The sequence below is a fragment of the Chryseobacterium formosense genome (assembly GCF_900116415.1).
GTDB classification, from domain to species: domain Bacteria; phylum Bacteroidota; class Bacteroidia; order Flavobacteriales; family Weeksellaceae; genus Chryseobacterium; species Chryseobacterium formosense.
In genome coordinates, this window is sequence record NZ_FPAP01000005.1 from 66,097 (window position 1) to 85,627 (window position 19,531).

Annotated in this window: 14 protein-coding genes; all 14 read right to left on the minus strand. The window is 36.8% G+C overall.

Going from position 1 to position 19,531, the window contains the following annotated elements:
• Nucleotides 1-72: 72 nt before the first annotated feature.
• The gene (locus BM371_RS17310; protein ID WP_034679169.1) at nt 73-381 is read right to left on the minus strand and encodes a DUF3467 domain-containing protein; all 309 of its coding nucleotides are present in this window, start codon (nt 379-381) and stop codon (nt 73-75) included.
• A gap of 140 nt (nt 382-521) precedes the next feature.
• Nucleotides 522-4,790, minus strand: a complete 4,269-nt coding sequence (gene rpoC / locus BM371_RS17315) for a DNA-directed RNA polymerase subunit beta' (RefSeq protein WP_034679167.1) — start codon at nt 4,788-4,790, stop codon at nt 522-524.
• 166 nt (nt 4,791-4,956) lie between these two features.
• A complete protein-coding gene (rpoB, locus tag BM371_RS17320; RefSeq protein WP_034679166.1) occupies nt 4,957-8,778 on the minus strand; it encodes a DNA-directed RNA polymerase subunit beta in 3,822 nt (1,273 codons plus the stop codon).
• Between the two features lie 450 nt (nt 8,779-9,228).
• A complete protein-coding gene (locus BM371_RS17325; RefSeq protein ID WP_051883036.1) occupies nt 9,229-9,801 on the minus strand; it encodes a hypothetical protein in 573 nt (190 codons plus the stop codon).
• 16 nt (nt 9,802-9,817) lie between these two features.
• Nucleotides 9,818-11,746, minus strand: coding sequence for an RCC1 domain-containing protein (locus tag BM371_RS17330; protein WP_034679164.1), 1,929 nt, complete (start codon nt 11,744-11,746; stop codon nt 9,818-9,820).
• A gap of 2 nt (nt 11,747-11,748) precedes the next feature.
• Nucleotides 11,749-12,402 (minus strand): hypothetical protein, encoded by a 654-nt coding sequence (locus BM371_RS17335; protein WP_123947085.1) that lies wholly within the window; start codon nt 12,400-12,402, stop codon nt 11,749-11,751.
• Between the two features lie 147 nt (nt 12,403-12,549).
• Complete coding sequence (locus tag BM371_RS17340; RefSeq protein ID WP_034679162.1) at nt 12,550-13,224, minus strand: hypothetical protein; 675 nt, start codon at nt 13,222-13,224, stop codon at nt 12,550-12,552.
• Nucleotides 13,225-13,750: 526 nt separating this feature from the next.
• Entirely contained in the window at nt 13,751-14,155 is a 405-nt protein-coding gene (locus BM371_RS17345) for a hypothetical protein (RefSeq protein ID WP_034679160.1), read from the minus strand.
• A gap of 280 nt (nt 14,156-14,435) precedes the next feature.
• Complete coding sequence (locus tag BM371_RS17350; RefSeq protein ID WP_034679157.1) at nt 14,436-14,969, minus strand: hypothetical protein; 534 nt, start codon at nt 14,967-14,969, stop codon at nt 14,436-14,438.
• 7 nt (nt 14,970-14,976) lie between these two features.
• A complete protein-coding gene (locus BM371_RS17355) occupies nt 14,977-17,013 on the minus strand; it encodes a hypothetical protein (RefSeq protein ID WP_051883024.1) in 2,037 nt (678 codons plus the stop codon).
• Nucleotides 17,014-17,295: 282 nt separating this feature from the next.
• A complete protein-coding gene (gene rplL / locus BM371_RS17360) occupies nt 17,296-17,664 on the minus strand; it encodes a 50S ribosomal protein L7/L12 (RefSeq protein WP_034679154.1) in 369 nt (122 codons plus the stop codon).
• A 48-nt stretch (nt 17,665-17,712) separates the two neighbouring features.
• Nucleotides 17,713-18,300, minus strand: coding sequence for a 50S ribosomal protein L10 (gene rplJ / locus BM371_RS17365; protein WP_034679151.1), 588 nt, complete (start codon nt 18,298-18,300; stop codon nt 17,713-17,715).
• Between the two features lie 18 nt (nt 18,301-18,318).
• Nucleotides 18,319-19,011 carry a 50S ribosomal protein L1 gene (gene rplA, locus BM371_RS17370; RefSeq protein ID WP_034679149.1) on the minus strand — a complete coding sequence of 231 codons (693 nt, stop codon included), beginning with the start codon at nt 19,009-19,011 and terminating at the stop codon, nt 18,319-18,321.
• Nucleotides 19,012-19,022: 11 nt separating this feature from the next.
• Nucleotides 19,023-19,469, minus strand: a complete 447-nt coding sequence (gene rplK, locus BM371_RS17375) for a 50S ribosomal protein L11 (RefSeq protein ID WP_034679146.1) — start codon at nt 19,467-19,469, stop codon at nt 19,023-19,025.
• Between the last annotated feature and the right edge of the window lie 62 nt (nt 19,470-19,531).

Below are 19,531 nucleotides of genomic sequence, written 5' to 3' on the forward strand. Positions count from 1 at the left end.
TAATTTTAATTCAGATTAAAATAAAAATGCCCCAGTAAATACTGAGGCATCCTTTGTATGTTTAAGAAAATCTTATGCGTTAACGTTGTTCCCACCTAATACGAAAGGCTCAACTTCTTTGATTTCTCCGAACTGCTGCTCATAGTTAGCAACATTTTGCTTAAGAGCTTCTAAAACTCTTTTAGCGTGAAGCGGAGCCAAGATTACTCTTGATCTTACGTTAGCTTGCTGTACACCCGGCATTAACTGGATGAAATCTACAACAAACTCAGATGGAGAATGGTTTACCAAAGCTAGGTTACAGTAAACTCCAGAAGCTACCATTTCGTTAAGTTGGATGTTGATGTTGTTAGGATCGTTGTTTTGATTTTGATTGTCCATTTTTCTTATTTAATGTTTTAAAAAGTTCAAGTTTCAAAAATAAAAAAAACTTTGAAGCCTGAACATTATTTTTTATTTATTTTACTTCGAGATGCGTGATTCGGGATACAAAATGTGCATCCCGAAACACGAAACTCATATTAGTTTAAGTCTTCGAATTCTTTCTTAGAACCTACGATTACATTCTGATACTCTTTAAGACCTGTACCTGCAGGAATTCTGTGTCCTACAATTACATTTTCTTTAAGACCATTCAATGCATCGATCTTACCTGCAACTGCTGCTTCGTTCAGAACTTTTGTAGTTTCCTGGAACGATGCTGCAGACATGAACGACTTCGTCTGAAGAGCTGCTCTCGTAATACCTTGCAATACAGGTGTTGCTGTAGCAGGTAAAGCTTCTCTTACTTCAACTAAAGCCTGATCTTCACGCTTTAATTTAGAATTTTCGTCTCTTAATTCTCTTGCAGTGATCATCTGACCTGGTTTGAATTCTTTCGAATCACCAGCTTCAGTAACTACTTTAAGACCGAATACTCTGTTGTTTTCTTCTAGGAAATCATATTTATGTTCAAGAGCACCTTCAAGGAACTGAGTATCACCTCCATCAACGATCGATACCTTAGTCATCATCTGTCTTACGATGATTTCGAAGTGTTTGTCATCGATTTTTACCCCTTGCAAACGGTAAACTTCCTGAATTTCATTTACTAAATATTCCTGAACGGCAGTTGGGCCTTTAATTCTCAAGATATCTTCCGGAGTGATTGATCCGTCAGAAAGTGGCGAACCAGCTCTTACGAAGTCATTCTCCTGTACCAAGATCTGGTTTGATAATTTAACTAAATAAATTTTTCTCTCACCAGTTTTAGCCTCAACGATAAGTTCTCTGTTACCTCTCTTGATTTTTCCGTAAGAAACTACCCCATCGATTTCTGTAACAACCGCCGGGTTTGAAGGGTTTCTTGCTTCGAATAATTCGGTAACTCTCGGAAGACCTCCGGTGATATCCCCTGCTTTTGCAGATTTTCTTGGGATTTTGATCAAGACTTTACCAGCCTTAATTTTTTCACCGTCATTAACCATTAAGTGGGCTCCTACAGGTAAGTTGTAACCTTTTTGTTCAACACCTTTAGAATCTACTACTTTCAGGGTAGGTACCGCTTTCTTATTTCTAGATTCAGAGATTACTTTTTCTTCGAAACCTGTAGCTTCGTCAATTTCCAACTGGAATGAAACCCCCTGGATAATATCTTCGTATTCTACTTTACCAGAAGTTTCAGCAATGATTACCGCGTTATAAGCATCCCATCTACAGATTGTATCTCCTTTCTTCACTTTATCACCTGGTTTTACAGATAATATCGAACCGTAAGGAACGTTGGCAACCATCAATGGAGTTCTTGCTTCGTTATCAGCAACCAATCTGAATTCTGTTGAACGAGAAACTACAACCTCAGCTGTATTACCGTTTTCATCTTCAGAAGTAATAGTTCTTACTTCATCCATTTCAACGATACCGTCTCTTCTCGCAACAATAGATGGGTTTTCTGAAACGTTACCTGCAGTACCCCCTTGGTGGAAGGTTCTCAACGTAAGCTGAGTTCCCGGTTCCCCAATTGACTGTGCTGCAATTACACCAACTGCTTCACCCATGTGAATCATTTTACCTGTCGCTAAGTTTCTACCGTAACATTTAGCACAGATACCTTTTTTAGTTTCACAAGTAAGTGGTGAACGTACTTCAACAGCTTCTAATCCTGCTTCTTCAATTCTCTTCGCTAATTGTTCAGTAATTACCTGATCAGCTTCAGCGATTAATTCATCACTTTCAGGATCGTAGATATTATGTAAAGAAACTCTACCTAAAATTCTTTCAGAGATTTTTTCAACGATCTCATCATTTTTCTTAAGGGCAGTAACTTCTGTACCTCTTAAAGTTCCACAGTCGTCTTCTGTAACGATAACATCCTGTGCAACGTCTACCAATCTTCTCGTTAAATAACCCGCATCGGCAGTCTTAAGAGCGGTATCCGCAAGACCTTTACGAGCACCGTGAGTAGAGATAAAGTATTCTAAGATGGAAAGACCTTCTTTAAAGTTTGCAAGGATCGGGTTTTCGATGATCTCCGCACCGGTAGAACCAGCTTTCTGCGGTTTTGCCATCAAACCTCTCATCCCTGATAACTGACGGATCTGTTCCTTAGAACCCCTCGCTCCGGAATCAAGCATCATATACACAGAATTGAATCCACCTTGGTCAACTTTCATTCTGCTCATGATCATTTCAGTTAATCCGGCGTTTGTGTTTGTCCAAACGTCGATTACCTGGTTATAACGTTCTGTATCGGTAATTAGACCCATGTTATAGTTAGCTCTAATTTCGTCTACCGTTTCAATAGATGAAGCAATCATCTGCTTTTTCTCAACAGGAACTACAATGTCACCTAATGAGAAAGAAAGACCTCCTTTGAATGCATTTGAATACCCTAAGTCTTTCATTGCATCCAAGAACTTCACCGTTGTAGGGAAATCTGTATCTGCAAGGATCTTACCGATAACGTTTCTTAATGATTTCTTAGTTAAAAGCTCATTAATATATCCTGACTGCTTAGGTACAATCTGGTTGAACAAAATTCTACCAACAGAAGTTTCGATTAATCTTGTAACGATTTCACCGTCTTCTTTTACAGGAAGTCTACATCTTACTTTAGCATTTAATGATACTCTGCCTTCAGCATAAGCGATTTCCGCTTCTTCAGGAGAATAGAATGCAAGACCTTCCCCTTTTACTTTCATATCTTCTGTAGAAGACAATTCTTTGGTCATGAAATAAAGACCAAGAACCATGTCCTGAGAAGGTACCGTAATTGGAGAACCGTTTGCAGGGTTCAAGATGTTTTGAGAACCCAACATCAATAACTGAGCTTCAAGGATTGCTTCAGGACCTAATGGTAAATGTACCGCCATCTGGTCACCGTCGAAATCGGCATTGAATGCTGTTGTTACCAACGGGTGTAGCTGGATTGCCTTACCTTCGATCATCTTAGGTTGGAAAGCCTGAATACCCAGTCTGTGAAGTGTAGGTGCTCTGTTCAATAGAACAGGGTGACCTTTCATCACGTTTTCTAGGATATCATAAACTACAGGTTCTTTTCTATCAATAATTCTCTTTGCAGATTTTACTGTTTTTACAATTCCTCTTTCAATCAGTTTTCTGATGATAAACGGTTTGTAAAGTTCAGCTGCCATATCTTTAGGAATACCACACTCGTGAAGCTGTAAGTTTGGACCTACAACAATTACCGAACGCGCAGAGTAATCTACCCTTTTCCCCAATAAGTTCTGACGGAAACGACCCTGCTTACCTTTCAATGAATCTGAAAGTGATTTCAATGGTCTGTTTGATTCAGATTTTACTGCAGAAGATTTTCTTGTATTATCGAATAATGAATCTACTGATTCCTGAAGCATACGCTTTTCGTTTCTCAAGATTACTTCCGGAGCTTTGATCTCCAATAATCTCTTCAAACGGTTGTTTCTGATAATAACTCTTCTGTAAAGGTCATTCAAATCGGAAGTAGCGAAACGTCCACCATCCAATGGAACTAATGGTCTTAATTCTGGCGGGATAACTGGAAGTACACGCATAATCATCCACTCCGGTCTGTTGATCATTCTTGTATTAGCACCTCTTAATGCTTCTACAACGTTCAATCTTTTCAGAGCTTCAGTTCTTCTTTGTTTTGAACCTTCATTGTGCGCTTTGTGTCTCAAGTCGAAAGACAATGCATCAAGATCGATTCTTTTTAATAATTCCTCAACAGCTTCAGCACCCATTTTAGCGATGAATTTGTTTGGATCAGAATCGTCAAGATATTGGTTTTCTACAGGAAGAGTTTCCATGATATCAAGATACTCTTCTTCTGTTAAGAATTCCATGTTTTCGAAATCAGAACCGTCTAATTTTTTAGCAATACCTTGCTGAATCACTACATATCTTTCGTAGTAGATGATCATATCTAATTTCTTAGAAGGAATTCCTAAAAGGTAACCGATTTTGTTTGGTAAAGAACGGAAATACCAGATGTGAGCAATAGGAACAACCAAATTGATATGCCCGATTCTCTCTCTACGTACTTTTTTCTCCGTAACCTCTACACCACAACGGTCACAAACGATCCCCTTGTAACGAATTCTCTTGTATTTACCACAAGCACATTCGTAATCCTTAATAGGACCGAAGATCTTTTCACAGAACAAACCGTCTCTTTCAGGTTTGTGCGTTCTGTAGTTAATAGTTTCCGGCTTAAGAACCTCCCCTCTTGAGTCCTGTAAAATAGACTCCGGAGAAGCTAAACCGATGGTTATTTTATTAAAACGACTTGTTTTATTTTTATTTGATGACATAATTTTTAAATTAATTTGAGATTTGAGGTTTGAGATTTTGAGATTTACTCTATTACTCAATGCCTCTCCTTATTTATAAATCTGAATTTGTAAAATTTAAATATTTAAAATCACTTATACGCTTTACGCATCAATTTCAAATATCAAATTTCGAATTTCAAATTAATTATTCTTCCAATCTTACGTCTAATCCAAGACCTTGTAACTCGTGAAGTAATACGTTGAAAGATTCAGGAATACCTGGTTCAGGCATTGCTTCACCTTTCGCAATCGCTTCATAAGTTTTTGCTCTACCAATCACGTCATCCGACTTCACAGTCAGGATTTCTCTAAGGATATTCGATGCTCCGAATGCTTCAAGAGCCCAAACCTCCATCTCTCCGAATCTCTGACCTCCAAACTGAGCTTTACCTCCTAATGGCTGCTGAGTAATCAATGAGTAAGGACCGATAGAACGTGCGTGCATTTTGTCATCAACCATGTGACCAAGTTTCAGCATATAAATGATACCAACTGTTGCAGCCTGTGTAAATCTTTCTCCGGTACCACCATCATAAAGGTGAGTGTGACCGAATTTAGGAAGACCTGCTTTCTCAGTGTACTCTGTAATCTGATCAAGACTTGCTCCGTCAAAGATTGGCGTAGCGAACTTCAATCCTAATTTTCTACCTGCCCATCCAAGAACAGTTTCGTAGATCTGACCGATGTTCATACGCGAAGGTACCCCAAGTGGATTCAATACGATATCTACCGGTGTTCCGTCTTCAAGGAATGGCATATCTTCTTCACGAACGATTCTCGAAACGATACCCTTGTTACCGTGACGACCTGCCATTTTATCTCCTACATTCAGTTTACGTTTTTTAGCGATATACACTTTAGCCAACTTCATGATACCAGCAGGAAGCTCATCTCCGATTGAAATTGCAAATTTCTCACGGTTTTTAACTCCTTGAATATCGTTGAATTTGATTTTATAGTTGTGAATCAACTGCTTGATCAATTCATTCTTATCGTTGTCAACAGTCCAATCTGCACCGCTTACGTTTACGTAGTCTTCAACTGAAGTCAATAATTTATGAGTAAATTTCATACCCTTACCGATGATTTCTTCATCTAAGTCGTTGGTAACTCCCTGAGAAGTTTTACCGCTAACCAAAGTATTTAATTTTTCAATTAAACTATTTCTCAACTCGTCAAACTTAGCCTTGTAAGTGTTTTCAATTTCTTCAAGTTTAAGTTTTTCTTCAGTTCTTTTCTTTTTGTCTTTAATGTTTCTAGAGAACAATTTTTTGTTGATCACAACACCTCTTAATGAAGAATCAGCTTTCAATGAAGCGTCTTTTACATCACCAGCTTTGTCACCGAAGATTGCTCTAAGAAGTTTTTCTTCAGGAGTCGGGTCAGATTCACCTTTTGGAGTGATTTTACCAATCATAATATCTCCTGGCTTCACTTCAGCACCGATTCTGATCATACCATTCTCGTCAAGATCTTTCGTAGCTTCTTCAGAAACGTTAGGAATATCTGCCGTCAATTCTTCCATACCTAATTTGGTATCACGAACTTCAAGAGAATATTCATCTACGTGGATTGAAGTAAACCAGTCTTCACGTACAACTTTTTCGTTGATTACGATCGCATCCTCGAAGTTATAACCTTTCCAAGGCATGAACGCAACCACTAAGTTTCTACCAAGAGCCAATTCTCCGTTTTCTGTGGCATAACCGTCGCAAAGCACCTGTCCTTTTTCCACTGTATCCCCTACTCTTACGTTTGGTCTTAGGGTAATGGTTGTACTTTGATTGGTTTTTCTGAACTTAGTAAGGTTATATGTTTTCGTAGCAGATTCGAATGACACTAAATCTTCGTCTTCGCTTCTTTCATATTTGATAACAATTTTATCAGCATCTACATATTCTACAGTACCTGTACCTTCAGCATTGATCAAAATTCTAGAATCTTTTGCCACCTGCTGTTCCAGACCAGTACCTACAATCGGAGCCTGTGGCTTCAACAATGGTACAGCCTGACGCATCATGTTTGATCCCATCAACGCACGGTTCGCATCATCATGTTCCAAGAAAGGAATCAATGAAGCTGAAATACCGGAAATCTGATTCGGAGCAACATCAATAAGGTTTACCTGAGTAGGCTCTACTACAGGATAATCACCATCAAGTCTTGCAATAATTCTGTCTGTTTCGAAGTCACCGCTATCGCTCAATTCAACGTTTGCCTGAGCAATTACTTTATCTTCTTCGTCTTCTGCATTTAAGTAAATCGGATCAGCATTTAAATCAACTTTACCTTCATTTACTTGTCTGTAAGGAGTTTCGATGAAACCTAAAGTATTGATTTTAGCATAAATTCCTAAAGATGAAATCAAACCGATATTTGGTCCTTCCGGAGTTTCAATCGGACAAATTCTTCCGTAGTGCGTATGGTGAACGTCACGAACCTCGAAACCTGCTCTTTCTCTTGATAAACCACCAGGTCCTAGTGCAGAAAGTCTACGCTTGTGCGTGATTTCTGATAGCGGGTTGGTTTGGTCCATGAACTGAGAAAGCTGGTTGGTACCGAAGAACGAGTTGATTACTGATGTTAACGTTTTAGCATTAACAAGATCAAGCGGAGTAAAGATTTCGTTATCCCTAACGTTCATTCTTTCCTTAATTGTTCTTGCAATTCTTGAAAGACCTACACCGAACTGTCCTGCCAATTGCTCACCAACAGTCTTAATTCTTCTGTTTGATAAGTGATCGATATCATCAACATCTGTTTTTGAGTTTACCAACTCAATCAAATGTCTTACGATAGCAATAATATCTTCTTTTGTAAGAACTTCGGTAGTTGTAGGAATCTTAAGATTTAACTTTTTGTTTAGTCTGTAACGTCCAACTTCACCTAATGAATATCTTTGCTCAGAGAAGAATAATTTTTCAATGATTCCTCTTGCAGTTTCCTCATCGGGTGGATCTGCATTTCTTAACTGACGATAGATATATTCTACAGCTTCTTTTTCAGAGTTTGTAGGGTCTTTCTGTAATGTATTCTGAATGATAGAGAACTCGTTGCTGTTTTCTTTGTGAATCAGGATAGATTTCACACCAGCATCAAGAATTAGATCCAAATGTTCTTTTTCAAGAACTGTTTCTCTATCTAAGATGATTTCGTTTCTTTCGATAGAAACTACTTCACCGGTATCTTCGTCTACGAAATCTTCGAACCAAGTGTTCAATACTCTCGCAGCCAATACTCTTCCTTCTACTTTTTTAAGGGCAGCTTTAGAAACTTTCACTTCTTCAGCAAGATCGAAGATCTGAAGGATATCCTTATCAGATTCAAAACCGATTGCTCTTAATAGAGTTGTTAATGGTAATTTTTTCTTACGGTCGATATACGCGTACATTACGCTGTTGATATCGGTTGTAAATTCCATCCAAGATCCTTTGAAAGGAATAATTCTTGAATAATAAAGTTTAGTTCCGTTGGCGTGGTAAGTCTGTCCGAAGAATACACCCGGAGATCTGTGTAACTGAGTTACGATAACACGCTCTGCTCCATTGATAATGAATGAACCAGAAGGAGTCATGTAAGGAACCGGACCTAAATAAACATCTTGCACAACCGTCTGAAAATCTTCATGTTCAGGATCTGTACAATACAATTTAAGTCTCGCTTTTAGAGGAACTGAATACGTTAAACCTCTTTCCACACACTCGTCGATCGAATAACGTGGAGAATCTACCAGATAATCTAAAAACTCAAGTACAAACTGGTTTCTAGAATCGGTAATTGGAAAGTTTTCCTGGAAGGTTTTGTGCAAACCTTCTTTCTTTCTGTCTTCAGGAAGTGTATCTAACTGGAAAAAATCTTTAAATGACTCCAACTGGATATCCAAGAAATCCGGAGTAATGATTTTTCCTTTAGCCGAAGAGAAATTAATTCTCTCCACTCCCCTAGTTGTTGATGTTGTTTTACTCATAAAACTTTTAAGAAAGGGTTAAAAAATATTTTGTTTTTATTCAAAAATATCAGATAATCAAGAGCCAAGAAAAAAGTAAAAAGATTAAAGGAATATATAACTTTGGCGCCGTTATGTATGTTTCTTTTACCTTGTTTCTTTTGTCTTTCGATATCTAACTGCAACACTGGTATATCTTTTCACAGTGTAGTGCAAAATATTTTTATTTTTATCTAATGGAGTTAAAAAGACGATAATACAACAAAAACAAGAAACACTCTTTCAAATTTATGAAAGAGTTGATTTTCAATAGATTACTGTATTATGTTTAATTTTAGCGCCAAAAGAGAATGCAAATTTACATAATTTTAATTTTATATGCAATAAAAAACCACTTCATTTTGAAGTGGTTATGAATTTATTTTTAAATCTGTTTTAAAATCCAGTCAGGATCACAGCAATGCTCAGGAATTATCTCCAGTAATTCCATTTTACACCATCATACACTGCAAGTGAGTTGCTTTGTGTATCATAGCACATCATCCCCGGATAAGGACTTTTCACTGTTGTATGAGGATTTCTTACGTGTGGCAAAACCATTGCTTTATCGGCAGATTCTAAAACCAGTACCCCGGAAGCAGCCGTCGTACTTGAACCGATGATCACACCTCCATTCAAACCTGTACTCGGGTTATTAAGATCAGCAGGAATATCATTCCCAGCAGCATCAGATAAATTTACCCAAGCCCCGTTTGTAAACATTCTGACCATTCTTAATGCACGATCAAAAACAAATGTCCCATTGTTAGGATTGTTTGTCGTTGGCGCAGTTACGGCATATGAAGGTGAAGCAGTTACTGCAGGAAGAATGATCCCATTTTCATTGGTTGTTGCAGGATCTGTGGAAGCTTCCGTAGCAGTTGCTCCGGCAAAATCTAAAATCGTATTAACTCCGTTAACCGACTGTTTACCAATAGCAATTTGTGCATTGAAAAGACATCCACCAAAAATTAAAAAACCAACAAGTATATTATTTAGTTTCATTTTTTTTAAGTTTAAATTAATAATCATTACAGCTTTTTTTCAGACATCTCCAGAATGATCCGTTGTATAATTTCACACACTGATCCGCTATATCATATATCAGCATTCCTTTTTTAGGTTCAGTAATTACTCCTGAATTTGCAACACGAGTAATAACAAACCCTTTATCTTTTGATTCCAAAGCGACGAAACCGTTCGGTACAGCTTCCGGCCATATCGACAATTTATTTAGCGTCGTAATTCCAAATTTTGTTGGCGCACCACCGGTTATTGTAGACCCATCTTTCGTACATGTACAATTGTTGGCATAAGCACCTGCGGCATCATAGTAAGCAACAGTAATTACAGATCCTACAACTCTACACTTTCCTGAGGCTACCGTGAAAAAGCCATAATAAGTTCCCGGGCCAACCGCTGTAACATTGGTAATAACAGGACTGGTTACATCATTTGTAGCATGCCATTCTACTTCACTAGGGTTCGCTTCCTGAACAGCATTATTTAAGTTAGCCGTTGTACCCTGACAGATATTTAAATTCTGAATTCTCGGACCTGCATCTGCACCACAAACTATCAAAATAGCAGTTGAGTAGCTGTAAGTATTAGGATTACCAGAACCGTTTGTTCCATCTCCCATACTACCACCGGTTTTATGCCCCACATAACCAAAATACTGTGAACATTTTTTCACATTAACAGTGGTATGACCTCCCGTTTCCACAGCAACAACCTCATCAGTTAAGTTTAAACCGTTAGCAGCAGTCGTTTGTCCAGGCATATAAATTGGATCATATACTGCTCCATTCGACGCACCCCCAATCATATTTCCAGAATTAGATCCCCATGCCCAAAGTTTGTTAGTCGTGGTTAAAACATTAATGGCTGCAGCACTAGAATTATCATGCTCATTAGCAGAGAACCATACAATATTTTCTAAAACACCCAATCCCTGACCTGACTGATCGGTAATTTTTTGTGGCTGAATCCAAGTCGTTCTTGTCGTTGTACCACCATCTCCAAGTTGTTTTTGGCTATTATCTCCCATTCCATAGAGCTTATTATTAGTTCCCAAAAGATAATATGTCTGCAAAGTACCATTTTGAGTCATCCCTATCATTTTAGGAGTAACTCCAGCAGGAACCGTAACCTCAGTTGCAAAAGTTCTGTTTGCAGCAGCACTACCATTCACATAAGTACCCGTACCCCAAGTATAAAGCTTTCCTGTTGAAGTCAAAGCAAATAAAGCATTTGGAGTTCCTCTCATCACCACAATATTAGCCAAATCAGGATTACTTGCATCAGCTGTTCTCACACGATGCCATACATTATTTGCAATTACCTGAGCTGATCCATCACCATTCTTATTTCCATTAAAAGATAAAACCCAAGCAGCTCCTGTACATGTAACAATCGCCAAAGTACCATAAGAACCAAACATCATTTTTACGTCTGTCGGCGCTACTCCAGCAGGAAGACCATCAGTTTTTCCGTTCACAGAAATCTTACCAAAAGCAGTAGTAGACTTAATTGTTGCATCAACCAAAGTCCCTGTAGTTCCCCACACATAAAGTCCATCTGTAGTAAGAAGAGCAAATTGTCGTATACCAGAATAATTACTTCCAGCCGCCACTTTTAACGGACTACCCGCATACACAAAATTTTGAGTCGCTGTAGCGGACGGTCCGATCACTGTTGGTGAAAACAAATTCCCCGTACCATTGGAAGCCGTTCCTTCACCCCATATTTTAAAGGTTCCATCTTTTTCTTTTGCCAAAGAAGAGTGAAAAGTGCTTATCAGGTTATCATACTCTAAAGTATTCGGATCGGTACTGTACACAAACGTATTTGAATTACAACCCGAGACGCAATATTGCGCTTTTACGCCGGACAAAATCCCGGTTATAAAAAGCGAAAATACCGTTAAGACATATATATTTTTCATCATTTTTATTTAATTTTTTGAGTTAAAGTATATGACTGTACTTGTCCGTTAACATCTTTAAAGTCCAGCATGATATAATTTCCTTTTTCTGCTACCCCATCAAGCAAAAAAGCAAGTTTATTGACTCCGGGTTTTAAAATTGTTTTTTTATCCTTCAACGTTCCTACGATAGAAGTACCCACACCTGCAGTTTTAAAACCATGCTCGTAAACTGCGTTTTCATTTTCAGCAGAAGAATAAAGTACATCTACAGTTACAGTTATTCCTTTTGACGACTGTCCATCTGCAATATTTTTTGAAAATTTCAGTGTAGACCAGTCAAAATCCATTTTAGTATTACTTACCTTAATGTTTAATTTTGAAGGATATTGATCATGGTCACATGACTCTTCATTGTGTGCGTGTTTTTGTTGGATAGACAAAACATAGTTTCCGGGAACAGTAAACGCTTTATTTACAAAATCGCCTTTACCTTGATTGATCAGATCTCCAGTTGAGTTTTTAAGTTCCCAGCTTACATTCGGATTAAGCGAATAGGAAAATGGTGTGTTGTAAGAAATTACAACATCTTCTTTCGTTTCTTTTTCTTGTTCAACACTTTGTTGTGCCAAAACGAAACCTGCAGTAAAAAGCAATGCAAATAATTGCAGCTTACTCACTATCAAATTTGAGTAACATTTTTTCATTTGAATAATTATTGTTTTTAATATTGTTGCGTAAGAGCAATAGAAATCCTCAACTATAAAAACTTGATCTTTATAGCTGTAAAGAATTACCATTACTTGATTGATGAACTTTTAGAAGCTCTAAATATAATAAACTGTAAAGAATACAGGCGGAGGCCTTACAGAAAAGGCATTTGCATAAAAGAAATTAACAGCCTGCTCGCTGTAATTTGTAATTTTTTGTCTTTGCTCCTGATTGAATGCAACTTTGTCTTGATAAAGCTTATCTGAGATAAAAAATTTATTCAGATCATGATGTTGCTGACCCGGCGATAAATATTCAAGATTTACACCTGAAAGAGAAATAATATCCTGTTGAGAAGGAAATACCTGAAGTTGTTTAACTGGAAAACTTTTTTGGCGAGTTTCAAAATCCTGAATCTTTTTACGAATTTTTTTTAGCTCCTCCTTTTGGTTCTTACTTTCCGCAATTTTAGCTTTATTATCAAAGTTCTTCGATTGCTTAACCCCAGCAACTAAAACATCTTTCTGAGCATCATACGAAACAGATCCATTGTCTAAAGTGATTTTGCCTGAGCTTATTTGCTTGTTGAATTCCGCATCTGCACTATAAACCACTGCTCCCTGACTCAAAACGATTGTTGCATTATGGCTATTCCCATTCTCAACTTGAGCACGCAAAGTCTGATTAAAAGAAATAAATACCAAAAAGCTACAAATACAAAAAAATCTCAGGCTTTTTCGAAAGCTTGAATTTTCAAATTCATAATTCAGATTTAGTAAATTTCTTTTCAATCACGTTCAGTTAGGGAATTGCAAAAATAACAATAATATTTGATTATAAAATGAAAATCAATATTAAATTTAAGTTTAATTGCCTGAAAATAGGACATAATCGTTTATGTGCGATAAATATATTTCACTTTGTATGGTTTTATAATTAATCAAAAGCACAACGATTTTAATCAATATTTGCATATAATGAAATTTCTATTCGAATTAATACAGAAAAATTGAAAAAGAACAATGAAATTATATAAAATCAAAAGAGAAAATCCCCAGTTTATCATAAAACTATGGGGATTTTAAAATTAATATAGTGATGATTTGGTTTAGGTATGTTGTGTATTTTGCAAACAATTTCTATGCCTAAAATAAGTTTAATTAAAATTACCTATAAAACGATAATCTCATATAAGCTTAAAATAAAATTCCTCAACACATGTTGGGGAATTTTATAATCTGAAAGATATATAATAAATGATTTAATGGTTGAACACAGCTTCCAAAGTCTGTGCCACAACTCAATTTCAAAACAATATTAACAGTAATTCATCGTAAATTTATTGTTTAGGAAAAAATAAGATACTTTCTTTTTATCTTTTTTTGCAGGCTCTTCTTTTTTCTTTTCTTTCGCTGAATCTTTTGTAACATGACCACTTCCTGTTTTTGGAGCGGTCATTTCTAAATTTTTGCCTTCTTCTTTATTTTTCTGATAAGCAACAGTCGCTTTATCGCGAATAATTTTTTTCCCTGAAATCTGACGGTTGAAAGATTCATCAGCAGAAAAAAGAGTTGCACCATCTTTCAGACTAATACTTGCCTTCGGACTCACTTTTGCAGAATCTTTAGACTGAGCATTCAGTAACGAACAAAACAGACAAAATACGATTGGTAATATAGCAGCATAACCCGCAAATGTTCTTGATTTAAAAAGTTTTCTCAATTTGATTTGATTTTAATAGATAGTCAAATAATGATTACAAATATATACATATTATGCGCTCAATCATAAATAATTTTCATTAATAATAGGTTAATTACAAATAATAATTAAAATATTACACAAAAAGATTAAAAAAATTCATATATAATTCACGATTTTTAGAAATTACAATTCGTCTTAATACTTTCTGTCAATAACAATTCCGTTGATTGAATATGTTATTGAAATAAAACAAGCAGCCGGATTTATCACATCCGGTCTGCTATTAGAATTAAAGAATTCATGAACGCCAGTACGACCAAACACTTCCATTAAATACAGCCAGAAGTTTTTTTGTAGTATCGTACACCATCATTCCGGGTGAAGGATTCACAATATTACGATTAGGGTCTGCAACTTTTGGCAATATCATTGCTTTATCGGCATCTTCCAAAACCAGAATTCCAGGTGTAGATGAAGGCGTACCGATAGAGACTTTTGCAGTAGAATTTTCATCAGTCGTATTCTGAATTGCAGTTCCATCCACAAATGTTACAGGATCAATCGTTGTTCCTTCCGTATTTACTGAAAGATCCTTCCACCCACTTGCATATTTTACTTTTACTTTTTTATCATTAAGAGTGTAAACCATGGTTCCGTTTACCGCTCCTACAACATCATCTGTTTTGTCTACCCAAGGTAGAAGAAGACCACGATGCTGATCTCCAAACTCAAGAGAAACCGCATTACTTGAAACTGATGACTTTCCTATTGAAACTTGCGAAAAAACAGTCATGGAGAATACTGAGAAAATAATTATAGCTAAATTTTTCATTTTAAAATTAATTAATTGTTGTACATGTTTGTGTAGTGAAGCATTTCCAACCGGATGCTGTTCCGGTTGTATTAACCTGAAGGCAATCATCTGTAATATTGTATACCATCATTCCCTCTCTCAGGTCACTTTCAGGAATCAAACTCATTTGAGCTGCAGTTAATCTGTTAGGCACGAATCCTTTAGTTTTAGATTCTAAGGCTGCCCATGCACCTTTTCTTACTCCTGGCCACTTTTCTGAAGTAGAATCTGCTCTGTTTAAAGATGTAATGCCATGCTGAGTTTTTAGGACAGGAGCTCCCGAAGTATTTGCAGGATTATAACATATACATGCGTTTACGGTAAAATTCTGTCTTGATCCAATCCCTTGACCTGCTTCTGAAGTAGATATTTCATCCGTATTATCTGCAATACCGTTATTTCCTGAAGTATTATCTGCTGGTGGATTCACCAATTCCGGAACTCCGTTGGCAAGTGGTGATTTACTTATAACCTGACCCGGATTCCCTGTCGTAACACCATCTGCTAAAACCTTTATCTGCCCTCTGTATTTATAGTCAGGATTATCAGCTAATAGATTTAGCGGATGTACCTGGTCATATTTTACAAGTTCTGACCCTTCGATGGCATCAGGACATCCATCACCATCGCTGTCTGTATCAAACTGATTGGAAATACCGTCGCCATCAGGATCACAAAAACCATTCTTAACTCCTCTTCCGTTTCCTGTAATGTAAGTTATACTGACAACATGTTGCTTTAAAACAACAGTATTACTACCCGTTCTATGCCAATTGATTGTATTAAAATGATTTCCATTGTAAAGTTGTAAAGGATATAAATGTCCGTTTGTAGACTTACTTCCGTACATTTCGACACTTCCGTTTTTATGAATAATTATTCTGACCAGAGGATTAGAAGCATTTCCGGTCATCTGGTAAATCTGTGGAACACCTCCGCTTCCGTAATGAGAACCATCTTTGAATCTGATGTTATCTGTCTGATCGGGCTGAAATTCTATTTCGTTTAAAGCTAAATTAACTCCATTAATATTCAGATTAAAAGAATTATCGAGCGTATAAACATCAAATACAAACCCGAGATCTGCAGCGGGCGCATCGAAAGTCACGGTAGTCCCATTAGTAGAATTAAAATCTTTATTAACAACAAGATCAGGACACTCATTGATATCTAATATCCCGTCATTATCAGAATCCATATCTAAATCATCAGCAATGCCATCACCATCTGTGTCAGCAATAACTGAATTTATCGGACAAGTAAATGTGAAATCCAATGTAATCGGTTGCACGGATAATTTTTTGACAGCAATATCATCTATGTAATAATCATTTCCTGTGCCTCCCTGGAAAATATTTTGTAAGGATAATTTAGCAACAGTATTCTCACAACCTGTCGCCGGAGTTTTGAAATTAAGCTTAAATTCTTGCCAATTAGCAGACTGAGAAGCAATTGCCCCGGTAGAAACTCCACCAAGTTCAACTCCTGAAACAGGATCCTTCATTGATAATTTCACCTGTGTCGTAGGATTTACGACATATATCCAAAATGAAACTTCATAATATGAATCTGCCGTAAAACTAAAATTCCTTTCATAAAAAGCAGTGTTTGGAGCTTGTGCATTGATCGCCAGAACTGCACCATGACTGTCTCCCAGAGTATGATCTTCTGCATATCGATTTGCCCCTTCAAATGGAGATGTAGAAGGATCTGCTAAAGTCCAGAAATAAAATCCCGGAATTACTCCGGAGTAGATAAATTCAGGAGCTACAACAGCATAGTAAGAATTATCTATATTGCTGGTTTCAAAATTAGTTGTGTTGGCTTTAGAAGTTCCGTAGCTAAAATTTCCTGTCGGAACATAGTCTGATTTTTTTCTTCCATAATCATTGGCTGCAGTAGGAGCCTGGCTTACACCAAAGTCTTCAAAAAATACTGTTTGTGCATGATAATTTTTACTTAAAAGACAAAAAAGAAATAGGGTAATACTTCTTAAAGTCATTTTGAATGTTTTCTCTTTCATAGAGTTAAAGTGTTTTTGTTATTCAGAGTTTCAAAAAACAAATTCCAATCCCTACCTGTACGTAATTTTTAAAATGAACACAAAAATATACATCCCTTTAGAATACTAAAAGGTTATAATTTTTCTGTAGATTATTAGTAGGGAGTGTGAAAAGAATTTTTCGAATGCAAATATACAACAATGCAATCGATTACACATTGATCTATGATAAGAAATACTATATGTTACATAAAAAAAGCAACTACAAAATGTAGTTGCTTCTTATATTTAAAAATTGAAAAATTATTTCAATTCTACTTCAGCACCAGCTTCTTCTAATTGCTTCTTAAGAGCTTCAGCTTCGTCTTTAGAGATACCTTGCTTCAATGGAGCAGGAGCACCGTCTACGATATCTTTAGCTTCTTTAAGACCAGCACCAGTTAAATCTTTTACCAATTTAACGATAGCTAATTTAGAAGCACCTGCAGACTTAAGAATTACGTCGAATTCAGTCTTTTCTTCAGCAGCTTCACCAGCACCAGGACCAGCCATTACTACTGCAGCAGCAGCAGGCTCGATACCGTACTCATCCTTAAGGATAGTTGCTAATTCGTTTACGTCTTTTACTGTTAAGTTTACTAGCGTTTCAGCTAAATTTTTTAAATCTGACATTGTTGTAATGTTTTTGTTGATTGTTTTATTTAATTTTTTGAGAGTCTATTATTCAGCAGCTGGAGCTTCTCCTTCAGCAGCCGGAGTTTCTGGAGTTTCAGCAACCGGAGCTTCTTCTACTGCAGGTGCAGCTTCTTCAGCGCTAGCTTCTGATGCTTCAGATTTGTTTTGAAGAGCAGAAACAACTCTTTGGATTGGAGACTGAAGTAATCCGATGATTTCACCGATCATTTCTTCTCTAGACTTAATGCTTACTAAAGCATCAAGGTTGTTGTCACCAACATAGAAAGTTTCTTGTACGAATGCCGATTTTAAAGCTGGCTTTTCATCTTTCTTTCTGAAATCTTTGATAAGTTTTGCAGGAGCGTTTGCTGTTTCAGCAATCATTAATGCAGAGTTACCTTTGAAAGTCTGGAACATTTCAGAGAAATCTACTCCGTCAATCTGTTCCATTGCTTTTTGTAAAAGTGTATTTTTTACAACTTTTACTTTGATATTCTGCTTGAAAGCTTGTCTTCTGAAGTCTGAAGCTTTACCAGCATTCAATCCTTCAAGATCTGCAACATATACTACTTTAGCATCCTGAAGCAAGTCTTTGATCTCTTGTATCGCTACAACTTTTTGGTCTTTTGTCATTGTCTTAAGGATTTAATATTAGTTAACAGATTTAGTATCGATTGCAATACCAGGACTCATTGTAGAAGACAAATAGATCGACTTTACGTAAGTTCCTTTAGCAGCAGTTGGCTTCATTTTGATCAAAGTAGAGATCAATTCCTGAGCATTTTCCTTGATCTTAGCAGCATCGAAAGATACTTTACCAATACCAGCGTGGATAATACCGTATTTGTCTACTTTGAAGTCAATTTTACCAGCTTTTACTTCAGTTACTGCTTTACCAATTTCCATAGTTACAGTACCTGATTTAGGGTTTGGCATTAAACCTCTTGGTCCTAATACTCTACCCAATGGTCCTAATTTACCCATCACAGCCGGCATTGTAACGATCACGTCAACATCTGTCCAACCTTCTTTGATTTTTTGTAAATATTCATCAAGACCTACATAATCAGCACCAGCTTCTTTAGCTTCAGCTTCTTTATCCGGAGTTACTAAAGCCAAAACTTTAACATCTTTACCAGTTCCGTGAGGAAGAGATACAACACCTCTTACCATTTGGTTTGCTTTTCTTGGATCTACACCCAATCTTACAGCGATATCTACAGAAGCATCAAACTTTGCAGTGTTCACTTCTTTTACAAGAGCTGAACCTTCTTCAAGGTTATAGATTCTTCCTTTTTCTACTTTGCTAGCAGCTTCCTTTTGCTTTTTAGTCAATTTTGCCATTTCTAATAGTATTAAGCGTTAAAAGTTGGTTTAGTTCCTGTCACTCTTAATCCCATAGATCTTGCAGTACCTGCAACCATAGAAACAGCAGAATCCATTGTAAAGCAGTTAAGGTCAGTCATTTTGTCTTCAGCGATCTTCTGAACCTGAGCCCAAGATACAGCACCTACTTTGTTTCTGTTTGGTTCTCCGGAACCACCTTTGATTTTAGCCGCATCCATCAACTGGATTGCTGCAGGAGGAGTTTTGATTACGAATTCAAAAGATTTGTCTTCGTACACTGTAATTACTACAGGTAAAACTTGTCCTGGCTTATCTTGGGTTCTCCCGTTAAATTGCTTACAAAACTCCATGATGTTCACACCTGCAGAACCCAAAGCTGGACCTACCGGTGGAGAAGGGTTAGCAGCGCCACCTTTCACCTGAAGTTTTACCATTTTAAAGACTTTTTTAGCCATTTTTTATTTTTTAAATTTGAATAATTAATGAGTTTGGAAGCATTATTATTCAGCAGGTTATC

Coding starts and splice junctions, on each gene's coding strand:
- rpoC (WP_034679167.1), bottom strand. CDS start 4,790: ATGTCATCAAATAAAAATAAAACAAGTCGTTTTAATAAAATAACCATC.
- rpoB (WP_034679166.1), bottom strand. CDS start 8,778: ATGAGTAAAACAACATCAACAACTAGGGGAGTGGAGAGAATTAATTTC.
- rplL (WP_034679154.1), bottom strand. CDS start 17,664: ATGTCAGATTTAAAAAATTTAGCTGAAACGCTAGTAAACTTAACAGTA.
- BM371_RS17310 (WP_034679169.1), bottom strand. CDS start 381: ATGGACAATCAAAATCAAAACAACGATCCTAACAACATCAACATCCAA.
- BM371_RS17355 (WP_051883024.1), bottom strand. CDS start 17,013: ATGAAAGAGAAAACATTCAAAATGACTTTAAGAAGTATTACCCTATTT.
- BM371_RS17350 (WP_034679157.1), bottom strand. CDS start 14,969: ATGAAAAATTTAGCTATAATTATTTTCTCAGTATTCTCCATGACTGTT.
- BM371_RS17325 (WP_051883036.1), bottom strand. CDS start 9,801: ATGAAACTAAATAATATACTTGTTGGTTTTTTAATTTTTGGTGGATGT.
- rplK (WP_034679146.1), bottom strand. CDS start 19,469: ATGGCTAAAAAAGTCTTTAAAATGGTAAAACTTCAGGTGAAAGGTGGC.
- rplJ (WP_034679151.1), bottom strand. CDS start 18,300: ATGACAAAAGACCAAAAAGTTGTAGCGATACAAGAGATCAAAGACTTG.
- rplA (WP_034679149.1), bottom strand. CDS start 19,011: ATGGCAAAATTGACTAAAAAGCAAAAGGAAGCTGCTAGCAAAGTAGAA.
- BM371_RS17330 (WP_034679164.1), bottom strand. CDS start 11,746: ATGATGAAAAATATATATGTCTTAACGGTATTTTCGCTTTTTATAACC.